This window comes from Pseudofrankia asymbiotica, assembly GCF_001983105.1.
GTDB lineage: Bacteria > Actinomycetota > Actinomycetes > Frankiales > Frankiaceae > Pseudofrankia > Pseudofrankia asymbiotica.
The window spans coordinates 114,913-131,178 of record NZ_MOMC01000013.1 but is presented as its reverse complement, the minus strand read 5'-3'; the positions used below and the strand labels follow the sequence as shown (position 1 = coordinate 131,178).

Annotated in this window: 26 protein-coding genes and 1 pseudogene; all 27 read left to right on the top strand. The window is 68.6% G+C overall.

The genetic code is table 11. The features are described from left to right. Window positions 1–466 (top strand): annotated as a pseudogene (gene fusA, locus BL253_RS06820) (elongation factor G); the annotation flags it as partial. Between the two features lie 122 nt (window positions 467–588). Further along, complete coding sequence (gene tuf, locus BL253_RS06815) at window positions 589–1,782, top strand: elongation factor Tu (RefSeq protein WP_076814546.1); 1,194 nt, start codon at window positions 589–591, stop codon at window positions 1,780–1,782. Window positions 1,783–2,062: 280 nt separating this feature from the next. Further along, window positions 2,063–2,371, top strand: coding sequence for a 30S ribosomal protein S10 (rpsJ, locus tag BL253_RS06810; RefSeq protein ID WP_007514815.1), 309 nt, complete (start codon window positions 2,063–2,065; stop codon window positions 2,369–2,371). A 16-nt stretch (window positions 2,372–2,387) separates the two neighbouring features. Further along, window positions 2,388–3,086, top strand: coding sequence for a 50S ribosomal protein L3 (rplC, locus tag BL253_RS06805; RefSeq protein ID WP_076814544.1), 699 nt, complete (start codon window positions 2,388–2,390; stop codon window positions 3,084–3,086). Beyond that, window positions 3,083–3,775, top strand: a complete 693-nt coding sequence (gene rplD / locus BL253_RS06800) for a 50S ribosomal protein L4 (RefSeq protein ID WP_076814542.1) — start codon at window positions 3,083–3,085, stop codon at window positions 3,773–3,775. Before rplC ends, rplD begins: the two co-directional genes overlap by 4 nt. Beyond that, complete coding sequence (gene rplW / locus BL253_RS06795) at window positions 3,772–4,068, top strand: 50S ribosomal protein L23 (protein WP_007514820.1); 297 nt, start codon at window positions 3,772–3,774, stop codon at window positions 4,066–4,068. Before rplD ends, rplW begins: the two co-directional genes overlap by 4 nt. A gap of 18 nt (window positions 4,069–4,086) precedes the next feature. Continuing rightward, window positions 4,087–4,920 carry a 50S ribosomal protein L2 gene (gene rplB, locus BL253_RS06790; protein ID WP_076814540.1) on the top strand — a complete coding sequence of 278 codons (834 nt, stop codon included), beginning with the start codon at window positions 4,087–4,089 and terminating at the stop codon, window positions 4,918–4,920. Window positions 4,921–5,007: 87 nt separating this feature from the next. Further along, the gene (rpsS, locus tag BL253_RS06785; RefSeq protein ID WP_007514823.1) at window positions 5,008–5,289 is read left to right on the top strand and encodes a 30S ribosomal protein S19; all 282 of its coding nucleotides are present in this window, start codon (window positions 5,008–5,010) and stop codon (window positions 5,287–5,289) included. Continuing rightward, window positions 5,282–5,692 (top strand): 50S ribosomal protein L22, encoded by a 411-nt coding sequence (gene rplV / locus BL253_RS06780; RefSeq protein ID WP_076814538.1) that lies wholly within the window; start codon window positions 5,282–5,284, stop codon window positions 5,690–5,692. Before rpsS ends, rplV begins: the two co-directional genes overlap by 8 nt. Further along, entirely contained in the window at window positions 5,692–6,702 is a 1,011-nt protein-coding gene (gene rpsC / locus BL253_RS06775; RefSeq protein ID WP_076814536.1) for a 30S ribosomal protein S3, read from the top strand. Before rplV ends, rpsC begins: the two co-directional genes overlap by 1 nt. 4 nt (window positions 6,703–6,706) lie before the next feature. Beyond that, window positions 6,707–7,123: a 50S ribosomal protein L16 gene (gene rplP, locus BL253_RS06770; RefSeq protein WP_071050723.1), complete on the top strand. Its 417-nt coding sequence runs from the start codon at window positions 6,707–6,709 to the stop codon at window positions 7,121–7,123. Next, window positions 7,123–7,365: a 50S ribosomal protein L29 gene (rpmC, locus tag BL253_RS06765; RefSeq protein ID WP_076814534.1), complete on the top strand. Its 243-nt coding sequence runs from the start codon at window positions 7,123–7,125 to the stop codon at window positions 7,363–7,365. Before rplP ends, rpmC begins: the two co-directional genes overlap by 1 nt. Before the next feature lie 5 nt (window positions 7,366–7,370). Beyond that, complete coding sequence (gene rpsQ / locus BL253_RS06760; RefSeq protein ID WP_198946195.1) at window positions 7,371–7,676, top strand: 30S ribosomal protein S17; 306 nt, start codon at window positions 7,371–7,373, stop codon at window positions 7,674–7,676. 124 nt (window positions 7,677–7,800) lie between these two features. Continuing rightward, complete coding sequence (gene rplN / locus BL253_RS06755; RefSeq protein WP_076814530.1) at window positions 7,801–8,169, top strand: 50S ribosomal protein L14; 369 nt, start codon at window positions 7,801–7,803, stop codon at window positions 8,167–8,169. Between the two features lie 3 nt (window positions 8,170–8,172). Further along, the gene (gene rplX / locus BL253_RS06750; protein ID WP_476644107.1) at window positions 8,173–8,499 is read left to right on the top strand and encodes a 50S ribosomal protein L24; all 327 of its coding nucleotides are present in this window, start codon (window positions 8,173–8,175) and stop codon (window positions 8,497–8,499) included. Between the two features lie 15 nt (window positions 8,500–8,514). Beyond that, window positions 8,515–9,093 carry a 50S ribosomal protein L5 gene (rplE, locus tag BL253_RS06745; protein WP_076814526.1) on the top strand — a complete coding sequence of 193 codons (579 nt, stop codon included), beginning with the start codon at window positions 8,515–8,517 and terminating at the stop codon, window positions 9,091–9,093. Between the two features lie 4 nt (window positions 9,094–9,097). After that, the gene (locus tag BL253_RS06740; RefSeq protein WP_076814524.1) at window positions 9,098–9,283 is read left to right on the top strand and encodes a type Z 30S ribosomal protein S14; all 186 of its coding nucleotides are present in this window, start codon (window positions 9,098–9,100) and stop codon (window positions 9,281–9,283) included. 116 nt (window positions 9,284–9,399) lie between these two features. Then, entirely contained in the window at window positions 9,400–9,807 is a 408-nt protein-coding gene (gene rpsH / locus BL253_RS06735) for a 30S ribosomal protein S8 (protein WP_076814522.1), read from the top strand. Between the two features lie 10 nt (window positions 9,808–9,817). Further along, entirely contained in the window at window positions 9,818–10,354 is a 537-nt protein-coding gene (gene rplF, locus BL253_RS06730; RefSeq protein ID WP_076814520.1) for a 50S ribosomal protein L6, read from the top strand. A gap of 10 nt (window positions 10,355–10,364) precedes the next feature. Then, complete coding sequence (rplR, locus tag BL253_RS06725; protein ID WP_076814518.1) at window positions 10,365–10,739, top strand: 50S ribosomal protein L18; 375 nt, start codon at window positions 10,365–10,367, stop codon at window positions 10,737–10,739. Window positions 10,740–10,767: 28 nt separating this feature from the next. Further along, a complete protein-coding gene (gene rpsE / locus BL253_RS06720) occupies window positions 10,768–11,379 on the top strand; it encodes a 30S ribosomal protein S5 (RefSeq protein ID WP_007514837.1) in 612 nt (203 codons plus the stop codon). Continuing rightward, on the top strand, window positions 11,379–11,561 hold the full coding sequence (gene rpmD / locus BL253_RS06715) for a 50S ribosomal protein L30 (protein WP_071050716.1): 183 nt from the start codon (window positions 11,379–11,381) through the stop codon (window positions 11,559–11,561). The genes rpsE and rpmD overlap by 1 nt, the downstream gene beginning before the upstream one ends. A gap of 1 nt (window position 11,562) precedes the next feature. Further along, on the top strand, window positions 11,563–12,072 hold the full coding sequence (gene rplO / locus BL253_RS06710) for a 50S ribosomal protein L15 (RefSeq protein ID WP_076814516.1): 510 nt from the start codon (window positions 11,563–11,565) through the stop codon (window positions 12,070–12,072). A 259-nt stretch (window positions 12,073–12,331) separates the two neighbouring features. Next, window positions 12,332–13,624, top strand: coding sequence for a preprotein translocase subunit SecY (secY, locus tag BL253_RS06705; protein WP_076814513.1), 1,293 nt, complete (start codon window positions 12,332–12,334; stop codon window positions 13,622–13,624). After that, window positions 13,624–14,277 carry an adenylate kinase gene (locus tag BL253_RS06700; RefSeq protein ID WP_076814512.1) on the top strand — a complete coding sequence of 218 codons (654 nt, stop codon included), beginning with the start codon at window positions 13,624–13,626 and terminating at the stop codon, window positions 14,275–14,277. The genes secY and BL253_RS06700 overlap by 1 nt, the downstream gene beginning before the upstream one ends. A 475-nt stretch (window positions 14,278–14,752) precedes the next feature. Further along, window positions 14,753–15,589 carry a type I methionyl aminopeptidase gene (gene map / locus BL253_RS06695; protein WP_076814510.1) on the top strand — a complete coding sequence of 279 codons (837 nt, stop codon included), beginning with the start codon at window positions 14,753–14,755 and terminating at the stop codon, window positions 15,587–15,589. Window positions 15,590–16,041: 452 nt separating this feature from the next. After that, window positions 16,042–16,263, top strand: a complete 222-nt coding sequence (infA, locus tag BL253_RS06690) for a translation initiation factor IF-1 (protein WP_006541558.1) — start codon at window positions 16,042–16,044, stop codon at window positions 16,261–16,263. Window positions 16,264–16,266 lie beyond the last annotated feature (3 nt).

The window sequence follows — 16,266 nt, the reverse complement described above, 5'->3', positions numbered from 1 at the left end:
GAGCGTCGACGCGGGCTGCCAGGAGGCCATGGAGTTCGGTGTACTCGCCGGCTACCCCCTGGTCGACGTGAAGGTCACCCTGCTGGACGGCCAGTACCACGAGGTCGACTCCTCCGAGCTAGCCTTCAAGATCGCCGGTTCGATGGCGTTCAAGGATGCGGCGCGGAAGGCCGACCCGGTCCTGCTCGAGCCGATGATGTCCGTCGAGGTCACCTCTCCCGAGGACTACATGGGTGAGGTCATCGGCGACCTGAACTCGCGGCGCGGGCAGATCCAGGCGATGGACGAGCGCGGCGGCTCCCGGATCATCCGGGCGCTGGTGCCACTGTCGGAGATGTTCGGCTACGTCGGCGACCTGCGGTCGAAGACCTCGGGCCGGGCGAACTACTCCATGCAGTTCGACTCCTACGCCGAAGTCCCCAACAACGTCGCGAAGGACATCATCGCGAAGGCCCGCGGGGAGTAACGCCCGCCCGGGGTGAAGCGGTCCCCGGATCTCCGCGCCAGCGGATGTCCGGGGCACGGTCCCCCTGGGCCCCAAACGAGACGATCTACAGCAAGACACCACCCGTCCTTGGAGGGACACCCGTGGCGAAGCAGAAGTTCGAGCGGACCAAACCGCACGTCAACATTGGCACCATCGGTCACATTGACCATGGCAAGACCACGCTGACGGCGGCCATCACCAAGGTCCTGCACGACGCCCACCCGGACCTGAACCCGTTCACCCCGTTCGACCAGATCGACAAGGCGCCCGAGGAGAAGGCCCGCGGCATCACCATCTCCATCGCGCACGTCGAGTACCAGACGGACGCCCGGCACTACGCGCACGTCGACTGCCCGGGTCACGCCGACTACATCAAGAACATGATCACCGGTGCCGCCCAGATGGACGGGGCGATCCTGGTCGTGTCGGCGACCGACGGCCCGATGCCGCAGACGAAGGAGCACGTGCTGCTCGCTCGTCAGGTTGGCGTGCCGTACATCGTCGTCGCCCTGAACAAGRCCGACATGGTCGACGACGAGGAGATCCTGGAGCTCGTCGAGCTCGAGGTCCGCGAGCTGCTCAACCAGTACGAGTTCCCGGGTGACGACGTTCCGGTCATCCGCGTCTCCGCTCTGAAGGCCCTTGAGGGCGACAAGGAGTGGGGCGCGAAGCTCCTCGAGCTGATGGCCGCGGTCGACGAGTCGATCCCCGAGCCGGTGCGTGACATCGAGAAGCCGTTCCTGATGCCCATTGAGGACGTCTTCACGATCACCGGTCGTGGAACCGTCGTCACCGGTCGAGTCGAGCGCGGCATCGTCAAGGTGTCGGAGACCGTCGAGATCGTCGGCATCAAGCAGGAGACCCAGACCACCACGGTCACGGGTGTCGAGATGTTCCGCAAGCTGCTCGACCAGGGCCAGGCCGGTGACAACGTCGGTCTGCTCCTGCGCGGCATCAAGCGCGAGGACGTCGAGCGCGGCCAGGTCGTCGTGAAGCCGAAGAGCATCACGCCGCACACCTCGTTCGAGGCCCGGGTCTACATCCTGAACAAGGACGAAGGCGGCCGCCACACGCCGTTCTTCAACAACTACCGGCCGCAGTTCTACTTCCGGACGACCGACGTGACCGGCGTCGTGACCCTCCCCGAGGGCACCGAGATGGTCATGCCGGGCGACAACACCGAAATGGTGGTCGAGCTGATCCAGCCGATCGCCATGGAGGAAGGCCTGCGGTTCGCCATCCGCGAGGGTGGCCGCACCGTCGGCGCCGGCCAGGTCCTGAAGGTCGTCAAGTAGTTCCACGGTCTGGGCTGGGCCACTGTGTTCGTCGCCCTTCGGGCGACTTCCCGGCGGCCCAGCCCGGATGCCTGCCCAGGGGGGTGACCCCCTGGAACCCCCACATGTCGAGCTCCGCTCGACCCGGGGGTGGACGTCAGAGCGCGGCTTGACCGCCCCGAGCCCGGAACGACCGGGGGACGAGGCAAAGAAGAAGCGGTACGCCCGGTTACCGGTGAGATCCCGGAGCCCGGTCGCGGTACCCCGGGTGACGAGACAGACAGGACAGGCGAAGCCCACCATGGCGGCACAGAAGATCCGCATCCGGCTCAAGGCCTATGACCACGAGGTCATCGACAGCTCGGCACGCAAGATCGTCGAGACAGTGACCCGGACCGGGGCGCAGGTCGCGGGTCCGGTGCCGCTGCCGACGGAGAAGAACATCTACTGCGTCATCCGGTCGCCGCACAAGTACAAGGACAGCCGCGAGCACTTTGAGATGCGGACGCACAAGCGGCTTATCGACATCCTTGACCCGACGCCGAAGACGGTCGACTCGCTGATGCGCCTCGACCTCCCCGCCGGTGTCGACATCGAGATCAAGCTGTAAGGGACCGGGCGCAGCCATGCTCAACCGAAACTACCGAGGGATCCTGGGCACCAAGCTCGGGATGACCCAGGTCTGGGACGCGCAGAATCGCGTCGTACCGATCACCGTGATCGAGGCCGGTCCCAACGTCGTCACCCAGGTGAAGACCCCGGACACCGACGGCTACTCKGCCGTCCAGCTCGGCTTCGGCGAGATCGACCCGCGCAAGGTCAACAAGCCGGCCCGGGGACACTTCGGCGTCGCCGGCGTGACTCCGCGCCGCCACCTGGCCGAGCTGCGGACCGCCGACGCGGGCAACTACACCACCGGCCTGGAGCTCGACAGCTCCGTCTTCGAGGCCGGCCAGGTCGTCGACGTCACCGGCACGTCCAAGGGCAAGGGCTTCGCCGGCGTCATGAAGCGGCACGGCTTCAAGGGCCTGGGCGCCGGTCACGGCGTCGAGCGCAAGCACCGCTCGCCGGGCTCGGTCGGTGGCTGCGCCACCCCGGGCCGGGTCTTCAAGGGCCTGCGGATGGCCGGCCGGATGGGCCACGTGCGGGTGACCGTCGCCGGCCTGACCGTGCACGCGGTCGACGCCGAGCGCGGCTTGCTGTTGATCAAGGGTGCCGTCCCCGGTGTGGATGGCGGGCTGGTCTTCGTGCGCAGCGCGGCGAAGCGGCCGGCCCCGGCCGACTTCCAGCCGGCGGACGCCCAGAAGGCTGAGGTGTCGGCATGACCACGACGTTCCGCAAGGCCGACGCCGGCGAGACGCGCACCGTGACGGTGCACGCGCTGGCCGGTGGCGAGGCCGGCACCGCCGAGCTGCCTGGCGAGATCTTCGACGTTCAGGTGAACGTCCCGCTGATCCACCAGGTCGTCGTGGCCCAGCAGGCCGCGGCCCGCCAGGGCACCCACGACACCAAGACCCGCGGCGAGGTTCGCGGCGGTGGCAAGAAGCCGTACCGGCAGAAGGGCACCGGCCGCGCCCGGCAGGGCTCGATCCGCGCCCCGCAGTTCGCCGGCGGTGGCACCGTGCACGGCCCGACGCCGCGTAACTACGAGCAGCGGACCCCGAAGAAGATGAAGGCGGCCGCGCTGCGCGGCGCCCTCTCGGACCGGGCCCGCAGCAACCGGGTGCACGTCGTCTCCTCGCTGGCCGCGGGCGAGACCCCGTCGACGAAGGCCGCGCTCACCGCGTTGAGCGCGATCTCCGACAGCCGGCACGTGCTCGTCGTGGCCGTGCGGACCGACGAGCTGACCTGGAAGAGCCTGCGCAACGTCCCGACGGTGCACCTGCTCGCCCCGGGCCAGCTCAACACCTATGACGTGCTGATCAGCGACGACGTCGTGTTCACCGAGACCGCGCTCGCCGCGTTCGTCGGCCGAGGCAAGGCGGCGGCCGACGCCGAGGAGGCGGACCAGTGATCCCCGACCCGCGCGACATCATTCTCAAGCCGGTCGTCTCGGAGAAGAGCTACGGCCTGCTGGACGAGAACGTCTACACGTTCATCGTCCGCCCAGACGCGAACAAGACCCAGATCAAGATCGCGGTCCAGCAGATCTTCAACGTCCGGGTGCTGAGCGTCAACACCATCAACCGGCCTGGCAAGCGCAAGCGGACCAAGTACGGCTGGGGCCAGCGCAAGGCCACCAAGCGGGCCATGGTCAGCCTGGCCCCCGGGGACTCCATCGAGATCTTCGGTGGCCCGGGCGCGTAACGGAGAGCTGGATTAGTCATGGGAATTCGTCGTTACAAGCCCACCACCCCGGGCCGCCGCGGTTCGAGTGTCTCCGACTTCGCCGAGATCACTCGTGACCATCCGGAGAAGTCGCTGGTCCGCCCCCTGCACTCCAAGGGCGGCCGCAACGCGCACGGCCGGATCACCACCCGCCACCAGGGCGGCGGCCACAAGCGCGCCTACCGGCTGATCGACTTCCGTCGGGACAAGGACGGCGTGCCGGCCAAGGTCGCGCACATCGAGTACGACCCGAACCGCACGGCCCGGATCGCGCTGCTGCACTACGCGGACGGCGAGAAGCGCTACATCGTCGCCCCGGTGAAGCTCAAGCAGGGCGACGTGGTCAGTTCGGGCGTCGGCGCGGACATCAAGCCGGGTAACGCCCTGCCGCTGCGCAACATCCCGACGGGTACGGTTATCCACAACGTCGAGCTGCGGCCCGGCGGCGGGGCGAAGATCGCCCGCAGCGCCGGCGCGAGCGTGCAGCTGGTCGCGAAGGACGGGCCGTACGCACAGCTCCGGATGCCCTCCGGTGAGATGCGCAAGGTGGACGCCCGCTGCCGGGCGACCGTCGGCGAGGTCGGCAACGCGGAGCAGAGCAACATCAACTGGGGCAAGGCCGGCCGGATGCGCTGGAAGGGCCGCCGCCCGACCGTGCGTGGTGTGGCCATGAACCCGGTCGACCACCCGCACGGTGGTGGTGAGGGCAAGACGTCCGGTGGCCGCCACCCGGTCAACCCGAAGGGCCGTCCGGAGGGCCGCACCAGGGCCACCCGCAAGGCCAGCGACAAATTGATCGTCAGCAACCGCAAGAAGGCGAAGCGCCGATGAGTGCGGTGACCGCGGCCTCCGCCGCATGCAGCCACCGCGCCGGCGTTCCCGCCGAGAATCACCGCTGAGCAGGGAGGAGGAGACACAATGCCACGCAGCCTGAAGAAGGGCCCGTTCGTCGACGACCACCTGCTCAAGAAGGTGGACGTGCAGAACGAGAAGGGCACCAAGCACGTCATCAAGACCTGGTCGCGTCGCTCGACCATCATTCCGGACATGCTGGGCCACACCATCGCGGTGCACGACGGCCGTAAGCACGTCCCGGTGTTCGTCACCGAGGGCATGGTCGGTCACAAGCTCGGAGAGTTCGCCCCGACGCGGACGTTCCGTGGGCACGTGAAGGAAGACCGGAGGTCGCGTCGTGGCTGACGACCTCGTCGACGGCCTGACCCGCGCCGGCCTGCCCGGCGCCAAGGCCACGGCTCGTTACGTGCGGATCTCGCCGACCAAGGCGCGCCGGGTCATCGACCTGGTCCGCGGCCGGTCCGCGCAGGAGGCGCTCGACATCCTCACCTTCGCGCCGCAGTCCGCCAGCACCGACGTCTACAAGGTCGTGCGCAGCGCCATCGCGAACGCGGAGAACAACCACGGCCTCGACCCGGCCACGCTGTTCGTCGGCGAGGCGTACGTGGACGAGGGCCCGACCCTCAAGCGGATCCGCCCTCGGGCGCAGGGCCGCGCCTATCGCATCCGTAAGCGGACCAGCCACATCACGATCGTGGTCGAAAGTGTTGCGCCCGCGGATGATGCCAAGAACAGGAGGGCCCGGTAGTGGGGCAGAAGGTCAACCCGCACGGGTTCCGGCTCGGCATCACGTCGGAGTTCACGTCGCGCTGGTACGCCGACAAGCAGTACAAGGCGTACGTCGGTGAGGACGTCAAGATCCGCAAGATGATGTCCAAGGGCATGGAGCGGGCCGGCATCAGCCGGGTCGACATCGAGCGCACCCAGGGGCGCCTGCGCGTCGACATCCACACCGCTCGGCCGGGCATCGTCATCGGCCGTCGCGGCGCGGAGGCCGACCGCATCCGCGGTGACCTGGAGAAGCTGACCGGCAAGCAGGTCCAGCTCAACATCCTCGAGGTCAAGAACCCCGAGGTGGACGCGCAGCTCGTCGCGCAGGGCGTGGCCGAGCAGCTCTCCAGCCGGGTCAGCTTCCGCCGGGCGATGCGCAAGGCGATGCAGACCGCGATGAAGGGCGGCGCGAAGGGCATCCGGGTGCAGTGCTCCGGACGTCTGGGCGGCGCCGAGATGAGCCGGTCGGAGTTCTACCGCGAGGGCCGCGTGCCGCTGCACACCCTCCGGGCCGACATCGACTACGGCTTCTATGAGGCACGCACGACCTTCGGCCGTATCGGCGTGAAGGTCTGGATCTACAAGGGCGACATCGTCCAGAGCCGCGCCGAGCGCGAGGCCCAGGAGGCGCTGACGCGCCAGCACCGGCGGGAGCGCCCGCCGCGTCGCGGCCCGCGTTCCGGCTCGTCCGGCACGACGGCGGGCGGCACCGAGGCGGGTCGCGCGGCCGCCGAGCGGCAGCGCGGCGAGCGTCGGGGCCGGGGCGGCAGTGGTGGTGGCGGTGGCGGCGAGCAGGCCGCGCCGGTCACGCCTGAGGCGACGTCCGCCGAGCCCGAGACGACGACACCCGCCGGGCCTGAGGCGACGGCCGCGCCAGAGCCGACGCCCGCCGTGACGCCGGAGCCGACCGCCACCGCGGTCGCCCCGGACGCGTCGCCGGCACCGGCCGCCGCCGAGACGGCGGCGCCGGAGAAGGCGGAGGAGTAGGACAATGCTGATTCCCCGTAAGGTCGCGCACCGCAAGCAGCACCACCCGAGGCGGACAGGTGCCGCCAAGGGTGGGACCAGTATCGCGTTCGGTGAGTTCGCGATTCAGGCGCTGGAGCCGGCATACGTGACCAACCGGCAGATCGAGTCGGCCCGTATCGCCATGACCCGGCACATCCGCCGTGGCGGAAAGGTCTGGATCAACATCTACCCGGACCGTCCGCTGACCAAGAAGCCGGCCGAGACCCGGATGGGTTCCGGCAAGGGCTCGCCGGAGTGGTGGATCGCCAACGTCAAGCCCGGTCGGATCATGTTCGAGCTGTCCGGTGTCGCCGAGCCGGTGGCCCGCGAGGCGATGCGCCGCGCGATCCACAAGCTCCCGATGAAGTGCCGGTTCGTGACCCGTGAAGGTGGTGCGTGATGGCTACCGCCACCAGCGCGGACGATCTGCGCGCGCTGTCCGGCGAGGACCTCGTGGACAAGCTTCGCGAGGCCAAGGAGGAGCTGTTCAACCTCCGGTTCCAGAACGCGACCGGCCAGCTCTCCAACAACCGGCGGCTGCGGCTTGTCCGGCGTGACATCGCCAAGATCTACACGGTGATGCGTGAGCGCGAGCTCGGCCTGACCGTCGACCCGAGCCTTGCCGACGAGACAGCGGAGTGAGCGCAGTGGCAGACGAGAGCACCAACGAGGCCGGTGCCACGACCGGTACGGACAGCTCCAACAGGGGCTTCCGTAAGGTCCGTGAGGGCCTCGTGGTCAGCGACAAGATGCAGAAGACGGTCATCGTCGCGGTGGAGGACAGGGTTCAGCACCCGCTCTACGGCAAGACGATCCGCCGGACGAAGAAGATCAAGGCGCACGACGAGGAAAGCGCGTGCGGCGTCGGCGACCGGGTGCTCCTGATGGAGACCCGGCCGCTGTCGGCCACCAAGCGCTGGCGCGTCGTCCGCGTCCTGGAGAAGGCCAAGTAGTAACAGGCGGGCCGGAGGCTCCGCCGCGATCGGCGGAGCCTCCGGCAGGATGGCGAAGCCTCCCGGTCGCGGCGGGCTTCAACGGTGATAAGGAAATTCGCCGCAAGCGGGTCAGGAGCTCGAAGTGATTCAGCAGGAGACGCGCCTGAGGGTCGCCGACAACACGGGCGCGAAAGAGATCCTGTGCATCCGGGTGCTCGGCGGCTCGGGTCGTCGGTACGCGGGGATCGGCGACATCATCGTCGGCACGGTGAAGGACGCCCTGCCCGGCGCCGGCGTGAAGCGCGGCGACGTGGTGAAGGCGGTCGTGGTGCGTACCGTCAAGGAGCGCAGGCGGCCGGATGGCTCCTACATCCGGTTCGACGAGAACGCCGCCGTACTCATCCGGGATGGTGGGGACCCTCGAGGCACCCGCATCTTCGGGCCGGTCGGTCGCGAGCTGCGGGAAAAGAAGTTCATGAAGATCATTTCGTTGGCGCCGGAGGTGCTGTAGGCCGTGGCCGGTATGAAGATTAAGAAGGGCGACACGGTCCAGGTCATCTCCGGCAAGGACCGCGGACTGAAGGGGAAGGTCATCAGGGCCATCCCCGCCGAGGACAAGGTCGTCGTCGAGGGCGCGAACCGGGTCACCCGGCACACCCGCGTCCAGACCACGACCCGTGGCTCGCAGTCGGGTGGCATCGTCACCCAGGAGGCTCCGATCCACGTCAGCAACGTGGCGATCGTGGACCCGACCGACGGGAAGCCGACCCGCGTCGGATACAAGATCAACGATGACGGCACCAAGGTGCGCATCTCGCGGCGCACGGGCGCCGAGCTGTAGGGACGGACGAGGCTAATGACTGTGACCACTGAGGCTCCGGCGGCGCCCGCCCTGYCGCGGCTCAAGCAGCGCTACCGCGAAGAGATCTCGCCGGCGCTGCGTGAGCAGTTCGGCTACGCGAACGTCATGCAGACCCCCGGCGTCGTGAAGGTCGTCGTCAACATGGGTGTCGGCGACGCCGCCCGCGACGCCAAGCTCATCGACGGGGCGCTGCGCGACCTGGCCGCCATCACCGGCCAGAAGCCGGCGGTGCGCCGGGCGACCAAGTCCATCGCCCAGTTCAAGCTGCGCGAGGGCATGCCGATCGGGGCGAAGGTGACCCTGCGCGGCGACCGGATGTGGGAGTTCCTCGACCGGCTCGTCACGATCGCGCTGCCCCGTATCCGTGACTTCCGTGGGCTGTCGCCCAAGCAGTTCGACGGGCGCGGCAACTACACGTTCGGCGTGACCGAGCAGTCGATCTTCCACGAGATCGACATCGACAGGATCGACCGGGTGCGCGGCATGGACATCACGGTCGTCACCACCGCCACCACTGACGACGAGGGCCGGGCGCTCCTGCGCGCGCTGGGCTTCCCGTTCAGGGAGAACTAGAAGCATGGCGAAGAAGGCGCTAGTCGAGAAGGCTGCTCGCAAGCCGAAGTACGCGGTCCGCGGCTACACCCGCTGCCAGCGGTGCGGCCGGCCGCGCTCGGTCTACCGGGTGTTCGGGCTCTGCCGCATCTGCCTGCGGCAGATGGCGCACCGAGGTGAGCTGCCGGGCATTACCAAGAGCAGCTGGTAAGATCATTTCTGGCCTCCGGGGTTCGCCTCGAGGGTCAGTTCGGTAACACCACCCAGTCGCGGTAGGCCCGGGACCCAGCAGGGACCGTGGAACCCCCGTGAGGAAGGCGTCAACTCATGACGATGACCGATCCGATTGCGGACATGCTTACGCGCGTCCGCAATGCCAACCGGGCGTACCACGACCGGGTGGTGATGCCACACAGCAAGATCAAGGTGCACATCGCCGAGATCCTGCAGCAGGAGGGCTACATCCTCGGCTGGCACGTCGAGGCGCCCGAGAACGACGGGCCTGRCAAGAACCTCGTCGTGGACCTGAAGTACGGCCCCAACCGGGAGCGCTCGATCGCGGGTGTGAAGCGCATCAGCAAGCCCGGCCTGCGGGTGTACGCGAAGTCGACCAACCTGCCGAAGGTGCTCGGCGGCCTGGGCGTGGCGATCATCTCCACGTCCACGGGGCTGCTGACCGACCGGCAGGCGAGCAAGCGGCGCGTGGGCGGCGAAGTCCTCGCCTTCGTCTGGTAGGGGGGCCGACATGTCACGTATCGGCCGTCTGCCGATTCAGGTGCCGAGCGGCGTCGAGGTGTCCCTCGATGGCCAGCACGTCACCGTGAAGGGCCCGAAGGGCACTCTCACGCACACCGTCGCCGAGCCGATCACGGTCGCCCAGGAAGAGGGCAAGATCGTGGTCAGCCGTCCCGACGACGAGCGCAACTCGCGGGCGCTGCATGGCCTGACCCGGACGCTGGTTTCCAACATGGTCATCGGTGTCACCACCGGGTACTCGAAGACGCTGGAGATCGTCGGCGTCGGTTACCGCGTTCAGGCCAGGGGTTCCGACCTGGAGTTCGCGCTCGGTTACAGCCACCCGGTGCCGGTCAAGGCCCCGGAGGGCATCCGGTTCGAGGTCCAGGCCCCGACCCGCTTCGTCGTGCACGGCATCGACAAGCAGCAGGTCGGCGAGGTCTCGGCCAAGATCCGTGGCCTGCGCAAGCCTGACCCGTACAAGGGCAAGGGTGTGCGCTACCAGGGCGAGGTCGTCCGCCGCAAGGTCGGCAAGACCGGGAAGTAGGAGATAGATCATGGCTGTGAGCCTCACCGCCAGCGCACGTCGCCGGACCGCGCGGCTGCGCCGGCACGTCCGGGTGCGCAAGCGGGTCTCCGGCACCCCGGTCCGTCCGCGCCTCGTCGTCAGCCGTTCCTCGCGGCACATCTACGCGCAGGTCGTCGACGACGTCGCCGGCCACACGCTGGCCTCCGCCTCGACGCTCGACACCTCGCTGCGTGGCGCCGAAGGCGACAAGACCGCCCTCGCCCGTGAGGTCGGCAAGCTGCTAGCTGAGCGAGCGAAGGCCGCCGGACTGTCCGCCGTTGTGTTCGACCGGGGTGGGCGTACCTACCACGGCCGGATCGCGGCACTGGCCGACGCCGCCCGCGAAGCAGGGCTGGACTTCTGATGGGTTCTACGAAGGGGATGTTCTAAAGATGCCAGGGCAGCAGCGCCGTGGCGGCGGTGCCGGCGGCGGCTCCGACCGCCGCGAGCGCCGAGACCGCTCGGGAGGCGGCCAGGCGCAGGAGAAGACCGCCTACGTCGAGCGCGTCGTCGCGATCAACCGCGTCGCCAAGGTCGTCAAGGGCGGCCGCCGGTTCAGCTTCACCGCGCTCGTCGTGGTCGGGGACGCGGACGGCACCGTCGGCGTCGGCTACGGGAAGGCCAAGGAGGTGCCCGCGGCGATCGCCAAGGGCGTCGAGGAGGCCAAGAAGCACTTCTTCAAGGTCCCGCGGATCGGCGCGACGATTCCGCACCCGATCCAGGGCGAGGCGGCCGCTGGCGTCGTGCTGCTGAAGCCGGCGTCCCCGGGTACCGGCGTCATCGCCGGTGGCCCGGTGCGCGCCGTGCTGGAGTGCGCCGGCGTGCACGACGTGCTGTCGAAGTCGCTCGGCTCGTCCAACCCGATCAACATCGTGCACGCGACCGTGGCCGCGCTGCGCGGGCTGACTCGTCCCGAGGAGATCGCGGCTCGCCGCGGCCTGCCGCTCGAGGACGTGGCCCCGCCGGCGATGCTGCGGGCCCGGGCCGCCGCGGCTGGTGCGTGATGGCCTCCCTGTTGATCACCCAGGTGAAGTCCGAGATCGGCGGCACCCACAACCAGCGGGCGACGCTGAGGACCCTCGGCCTGCGGAAGATCAGGGCGACCACCACGCGTGAGGACACCCCGCAGGTGCGTGGCATGATCAGGACCGTGGCGCATCTCGTCACGGTCGAGGAAGTGGACTGACATGGCGGAACTGACCAAGGACGCCACCGCTGAGACCGGCACGGCCAAGTCCGCCGGTGGCGAGCGCGGCCGCGCGCTCAAGATCCACCACCTGCGGCCGGCTCCGGGCGCGAACCGGCCCAAGATGCGGGTCGGGCGCGGTGAGGGGTCGAAGGGCAAGACCGCGGGCCGCGGTACCAAGGGTTCCAAGGCTCGCAAGCAGGTCCCGGCCACCTTCGAGGGTGGCCAGATGCCCCTGCACATGCGGGTGCCGAAGCTCAAGGGCTTCAAGAACCGATTCCGCGTCGAGTACCAGGTGGTGAACGTCGCCGCCCTCGCTGAGCTGTTCCCCCAGGGCGGCGAGGTGACCGTCGAGGCACTCGTCGGGTCCGGCGCGGTCCGCAAGAACACGCGTGTGAAGGTGCTGGGTGACGGCGAGCTCGGCGTCGCGCTGCAGGTGAGCGCGAACGCGTTCTCCGGGTCCGCCCGCGAGAAGATCCTCGCCGCTGGCGGGAGCGTTACCGAAGTGTGAGTTCGGGGACGGGCGTGTGCACGCCCGTCCCCTTTCGGTGGACACTGGGCTTGGGCGCCGTTCATCCTCGCGGCGCCGGTCGCTCTGTGAGCCGGAGAGGACCAGGGGTATCCGACGGCGTCAGCCGATGTCATGTCGGGACTCGTGAGCCTCCGGGGCTGTTACAGTCGCCTCACGGCGTCCGGACGATCCACCGGATACCCGCCACGCGGACCAGGCGCCGTGGCTGTTCGCGTCCTTCCCCCCGGCAGGAGGAGCCGTGCTCACCGCCTTCACGCGGGCCTTTCGCACGCCGGACCTGCGCAAGAAGCTGCTGTTCACGTTCGGGATCGTGATCCTGTTCCGGATCGGCAGCGTCATGCCAGCCCCCGGTGTGTCGACCAGGTCGGTGAACACCTGCTTGAGCACGGCGAGCACAGGCGCGAGCAACGTCTACTCGCTGATCAACCTGTTCAGCGGCGGCGCGCTGCTGCAGCTTTCGATCTTCGCGCTCGGCATCATGCCCTACATCACGTCGAGCATCATTCTTCAGCTGCTCGTCGTGGTCATTCCTCGGCTTGAGCAGCTCAAGAAGGAAGGTAGCGCGGGTGAACAGAAGATCACCCAGTACACGCGCTACCTGACCATCGCGCTCGGCATCCTGCAGGCGACCGGCATCGTGGCGCTGGCCCGTAGCGGCCGGCTCTTCCCGGGCTGCACAGCGGCCGTCATCCCGGACACGAGCCTGTTCCGGATCGCCACCGTCGTCATCACGATGACCGCCGGCGTCGGCGTGATCATGTGGCTCGGTGAGCTGATCACGGCTCGCGGCATCGGTAACGGCATGTCGCTGCTGATCTTCACCTCGATCGCGGCGCGGCTGCCCTCGCAGGGCAGCGCCATCCTCCAGGTCGCCGGGGGCGTCGTCTTCACCCTGGTCTGCCTGCTGGGGCTGGCGATCGTGGTCTTCGTCATCTTCGTCGAGCAGTCCCAGCGACGCATTCCGGTGCAGTACGCCAAACGGCTCATCGGCCGGCGGATGTACGGCGGGACGTCGACCTACCTGCCGATCAAGGTGAACCAGGCCGGCATCATCCCGGTCATCTTCGCCTCGTCACTGCTGCAGCTGCCCCAGCTGGTCGGGCAGGTGTGGAACAACCAGGGCTTCCAGGACTTCGAGTCCCGTTACCTCTCTCGAGGTGACCATCCGCTCTACCTGGCCGCCTACGGTCTGCTCATCATCTTCTTCACGTACTTCTACGTCGCGATCACGTTCAATCCGACCGAGGTCTCCGACAACATGAAGAAGTACGGCGGGTTCATCCCCGGTATCCGGCCCGGCCGGCCGACGGCCGAGTACCTTGATCACGTCCTCTCCCGGATCACCCTGCCGGGCTCGTTGTTCCTGGGGGTGATCACCGTTCTTCCGCTCGCGTTGCTGAACTTGACGAAGGACCAGCCCTTCCCCTTCGCTGGGACGTCGGTGCTGATCATGGTGGGGGTGGGACTGGAAACCGTGAAGCAGATCGAGAGCCAGCTCATGCTCCGCAACTATGAAGGTTTCCTCCGGTAGTGCGCCTCGTACTGGTCGGACCACCGGGAGCGGGTAAGGGCACACAGGCCGCGTTCATCGCCACGGCGCGGTCGATTCCCAAGATCTCCACCGGTGATATCTTCCGTGCGAACGTCCGAGAAGGCACGGAGCTGGGTGTCGCGGCGAAGCAGTACATGGACGCCGGCGACCTCGTTCCCGATGAGATCACGATCGGCATGGTCCGCAACCGCTTGGCCGAGGACGACGCCGTCAAGGGCTTCCTGCTCGACGGGTTCCCGCGCAACGTGCCCCAGGCCGAGGTACTGGGCGGGATGCTCGACACCATGGGCACCCAGCTGGACGTGGTGCTYGAGCTCGTCGTCGACGACGACGAGGTCGTCCGGCGGCTGTCGGGACGGCGTACCTGCCGTTCGTGCGGACACATCTGGCACGTCGACTTCGACCCGCCGACCGTCGAGGACGTCTGCGACCGCTGCAACGGCGAGCTGTTCCAGCGGGACGACGACCGCTCGGAGACGGTCCGGCACCGTCTCGAGGTCTACGCCGAGCAGACGTCTCCGCTGGTGGCCTACTACGCGGAGCGCGGGGTGCTGATCGGTATCGACGCCACCGGTCCGGTCGACAACGTCACCGAGCGAGCCCTGGACGCGCTGCGCCACCACGGCGCCTGATCTGCTGGTTCGCTCCGTGCGGGCACGGGCGCTCCGGCGGCCTGCGCTGCGGCCCAACCACGTTCGCTTCGCTCCCAAGGGGCCGTAGCGCGCCGCCCGGACGGAGCGAACCAGCAACAACCTTCCTGCCCGGCCTGGTCCGGGTCTCTGCCCCGCCCCAGATCGAACTCCCGGCCGCGGAGCGCCGCGCCCGCACGGAGCGAACCAGCAACACTGCGGCGCGGTAGACAAGATCTATTCGGCGCTCATCCGCGTGTGGCGGGCTATGGTCTTCTGAATGGGCCGCATCGCGTGACGGGACGAACCGGGTGGATCTAGACGAACCCTCTGGTCCCGGCGCGAGGTTCCCGCCCGGTGGGCTTATGGTCGGGTTGCTGAGTACGTCGGGTGTGCTGGGCAGTTCGGGTGGTGAGCGCCTTCGCTCCACGGGCGGGGTCGGCGGAGGCAGCATCGAGAGGCGAGACCGGGGCTGAGCATGGCGCGACGAGAACACGTCCAGATCAAGACGGCGGCCGAGATCGCCAAGATGCGGATCGCCGGCCTGCTGGTCGCGCAGACGCTTGACCGGCTGCGCGAAGCCGCGGTGCCAGGCGCGACGACGGCGGACCTGGACGCGGTCGCCGAGCGCACCATCCGCGCCGGCGGCGGCATCCCCTCCTTCAAGGGCTACGCGCATCCGCCATACCCGGCGTCGATCTGCAGCTCGGTCAACGACGAGGTGGTGCACGCGATCCCGAACAAGCGTCGGGTGCTGCGCGATGGTGACATCATCTCGATCGACTGCGGCGCCATCGTCGACGGCTGGCACGGCGACGCGGCGATCACCGTGCCGGTCGGCAAGGTCGCGCCCGAGGTGCTCGACATGATCCGGGTCTGCGAGGAGTCGCTGTGGCGCGGGCTCGCCGCGGCCCAGCTCGGCGGCCGGCTCACCGACATCTCCTCGGCGGTCGAGCAGCACATTCGTCCGTCTGGCTTCGGCATCGTGGACAACTACGGCGGTCACGGCATAGGCACCGAGATGCACCAGCCGCCGCACATCCTCAACCATGGTCGGCCGGGCCGCGGGATCAAGCTGGTGGCGGGGCTCGCGCTCGCGATCGAGCCGATGATCACGATGGGCTCGCCGGACACCAGGGTGCTGGAGGACGACTGGACGGTCTCGACCGTCGACGGTTCCCTGGCCGCGCACACCGAGCACACCGTCGCCATCACGCCGCGTGGCCCCTGGGTCCTGACCGCCCACGACGGCGGCGCCGCCAAGCTCGCGGCCCTCGGAGTCTCCTGCGGCCAACCGGCCCAGGCCGCCACCTGACCCGTCGGGCCACGGCCGGGGACACGTGGTCCCTGACGGCTCCCGCCAGCGGCCGGGTGGGCCTCGGGTGGGCCGCCGCGTGCGGGCTGGATTAGCCCTTGACGGAGGCGGCGCGTAGACTTTCAAGGCGGTGGTCTCTCGCGTCCACCGATCTGTTGTGCCGTGGCGCAGGTTTGCCTGATCGTCCGCGTGTATGGTCGCCCTCCGGGTGACCGTGGTGCGGGTGGTCGTCAGTGCGGATCGCGTACCGCGACCGTGACGGGCGGATCTCCGATCGCCCAGTCGCCGTCGGCTGGTGGTGCTGGGCGTTCCTGATCGGGCGTGGTCGCGGGAACCGCCGAGGCGCCCGTCATGGTCGCTGGCCCCAGGCCGGCTTCCTCGAGGGCCCGGGACATTGGTCCGGGGGACTCCCCGGATCCCCGTTGGTCGCAGACGTCAGGACAGTGGAGGACATGCCGAAGAAGGACGGGGCCATCGAGATCGAGGGCCGTGTGGTGGAGCCGCTTCCGAACGCGATGTTCAGGGTGGAGCTCCAGAACGGGCACCGCGTTCTCGCCCATATCAGCGGCAAGATGCGCCAGCACTACATCCGGATTCTTCCGGAGGACCGGGTGGTGGTCGAGCTGTCGCCCTACGACCTGTCCCGCGGACGCATCGTCTACCGCTACAAGTAGCTG

Coding starts and splice junctions, on each gene's coding strand:
- rplF (WP_076814520.1), top strand. CDS start 9,818: ATGTCACGTATCGGCCGTCTGCCGATTCAGGTGCCGAGCGGCGTCGAG.
- rplP (WP_071050723.1), top strand. CDS start 6,707: ATGCTGATTCCCCGTAAGGTCGCGCACCGCAAGCAGCACCACCCGAGG.
- rpsE (WP_007514837.1), top strand. CDS start 10,768: ATGCCAGGGCAGCAGCGCCGTGGCGGCGGTGCCGGCGGCGGCTCCGAC.
- rplD (WP_076814542.1), top strand. CDS start 3,083: ATGACCACGACGTTCCGCAAGGCCGACGCCGGCGAGACGCGCACCGTG.
- map (WP_076814510.1), top strand. CDS start 14,753: ATGGCGCGACGAGAACACGTCCAGATCAAGACGGCGGCCGAGATCGCC.
- rpmC (WP_076814534.1), top strand. CDS start 7,123: ATGGCTACCGCCACCAGCGCGGACGATCTGCGCGCGCTGTCCGGCGAG.
- rpsJ (WP_007514815.1), top strand. CDS start 2,063: ATGGCGGCACAGAAGATCCGCATCCGGCTCAAGGCCTATGACCACGAG.
- rplR (WP_076814518.1), top strand. CDS start 10,365: ATGGCTGTGAGCCTCACCGCCAGCGCACGTCGCCGGACCGCGCGGCTG.
- infA (WP_006541558.1), top strand. CDS start 16,042: ATGCCGAAGAAGGACGGGGCCATCGAGATCGAGGGCCGTGTGGTGGAG.
- rpmD (WP_071050716.1), top strand. CDS start 11,379: ATGGCCTCCCTGTTGATCACCCAGGTGAAGTCCGAGATCGGCGGCACC.
- BL253_RS06740 (WP_076814524.1), top strand. CDS start 9,098: ATGGCGAAGAAGGCGCTAGTCGAGAAGGCTGCTCGCAAGCCGAAGTAC.
- rplB (WP_076814540.1), top strand. CDS start 4,087: ATGGGAATTCGTCGTTACAAGCCCACCACCCCGGGCCGCCGCGGTTCG.
- rpsS (WP_007514823.1), top strand. CDS start 5,008: ATGCCACGCAGCCTGAAGAAGGGCCCGTTCGTCGACGACCACCTGCTC.
- rplO (WP_076814516.1), top strand. CDS start 11,563: ATGGCGGAACTGACCAAGGACGCCACCGCTGAGACCGGCACGGCCAAG.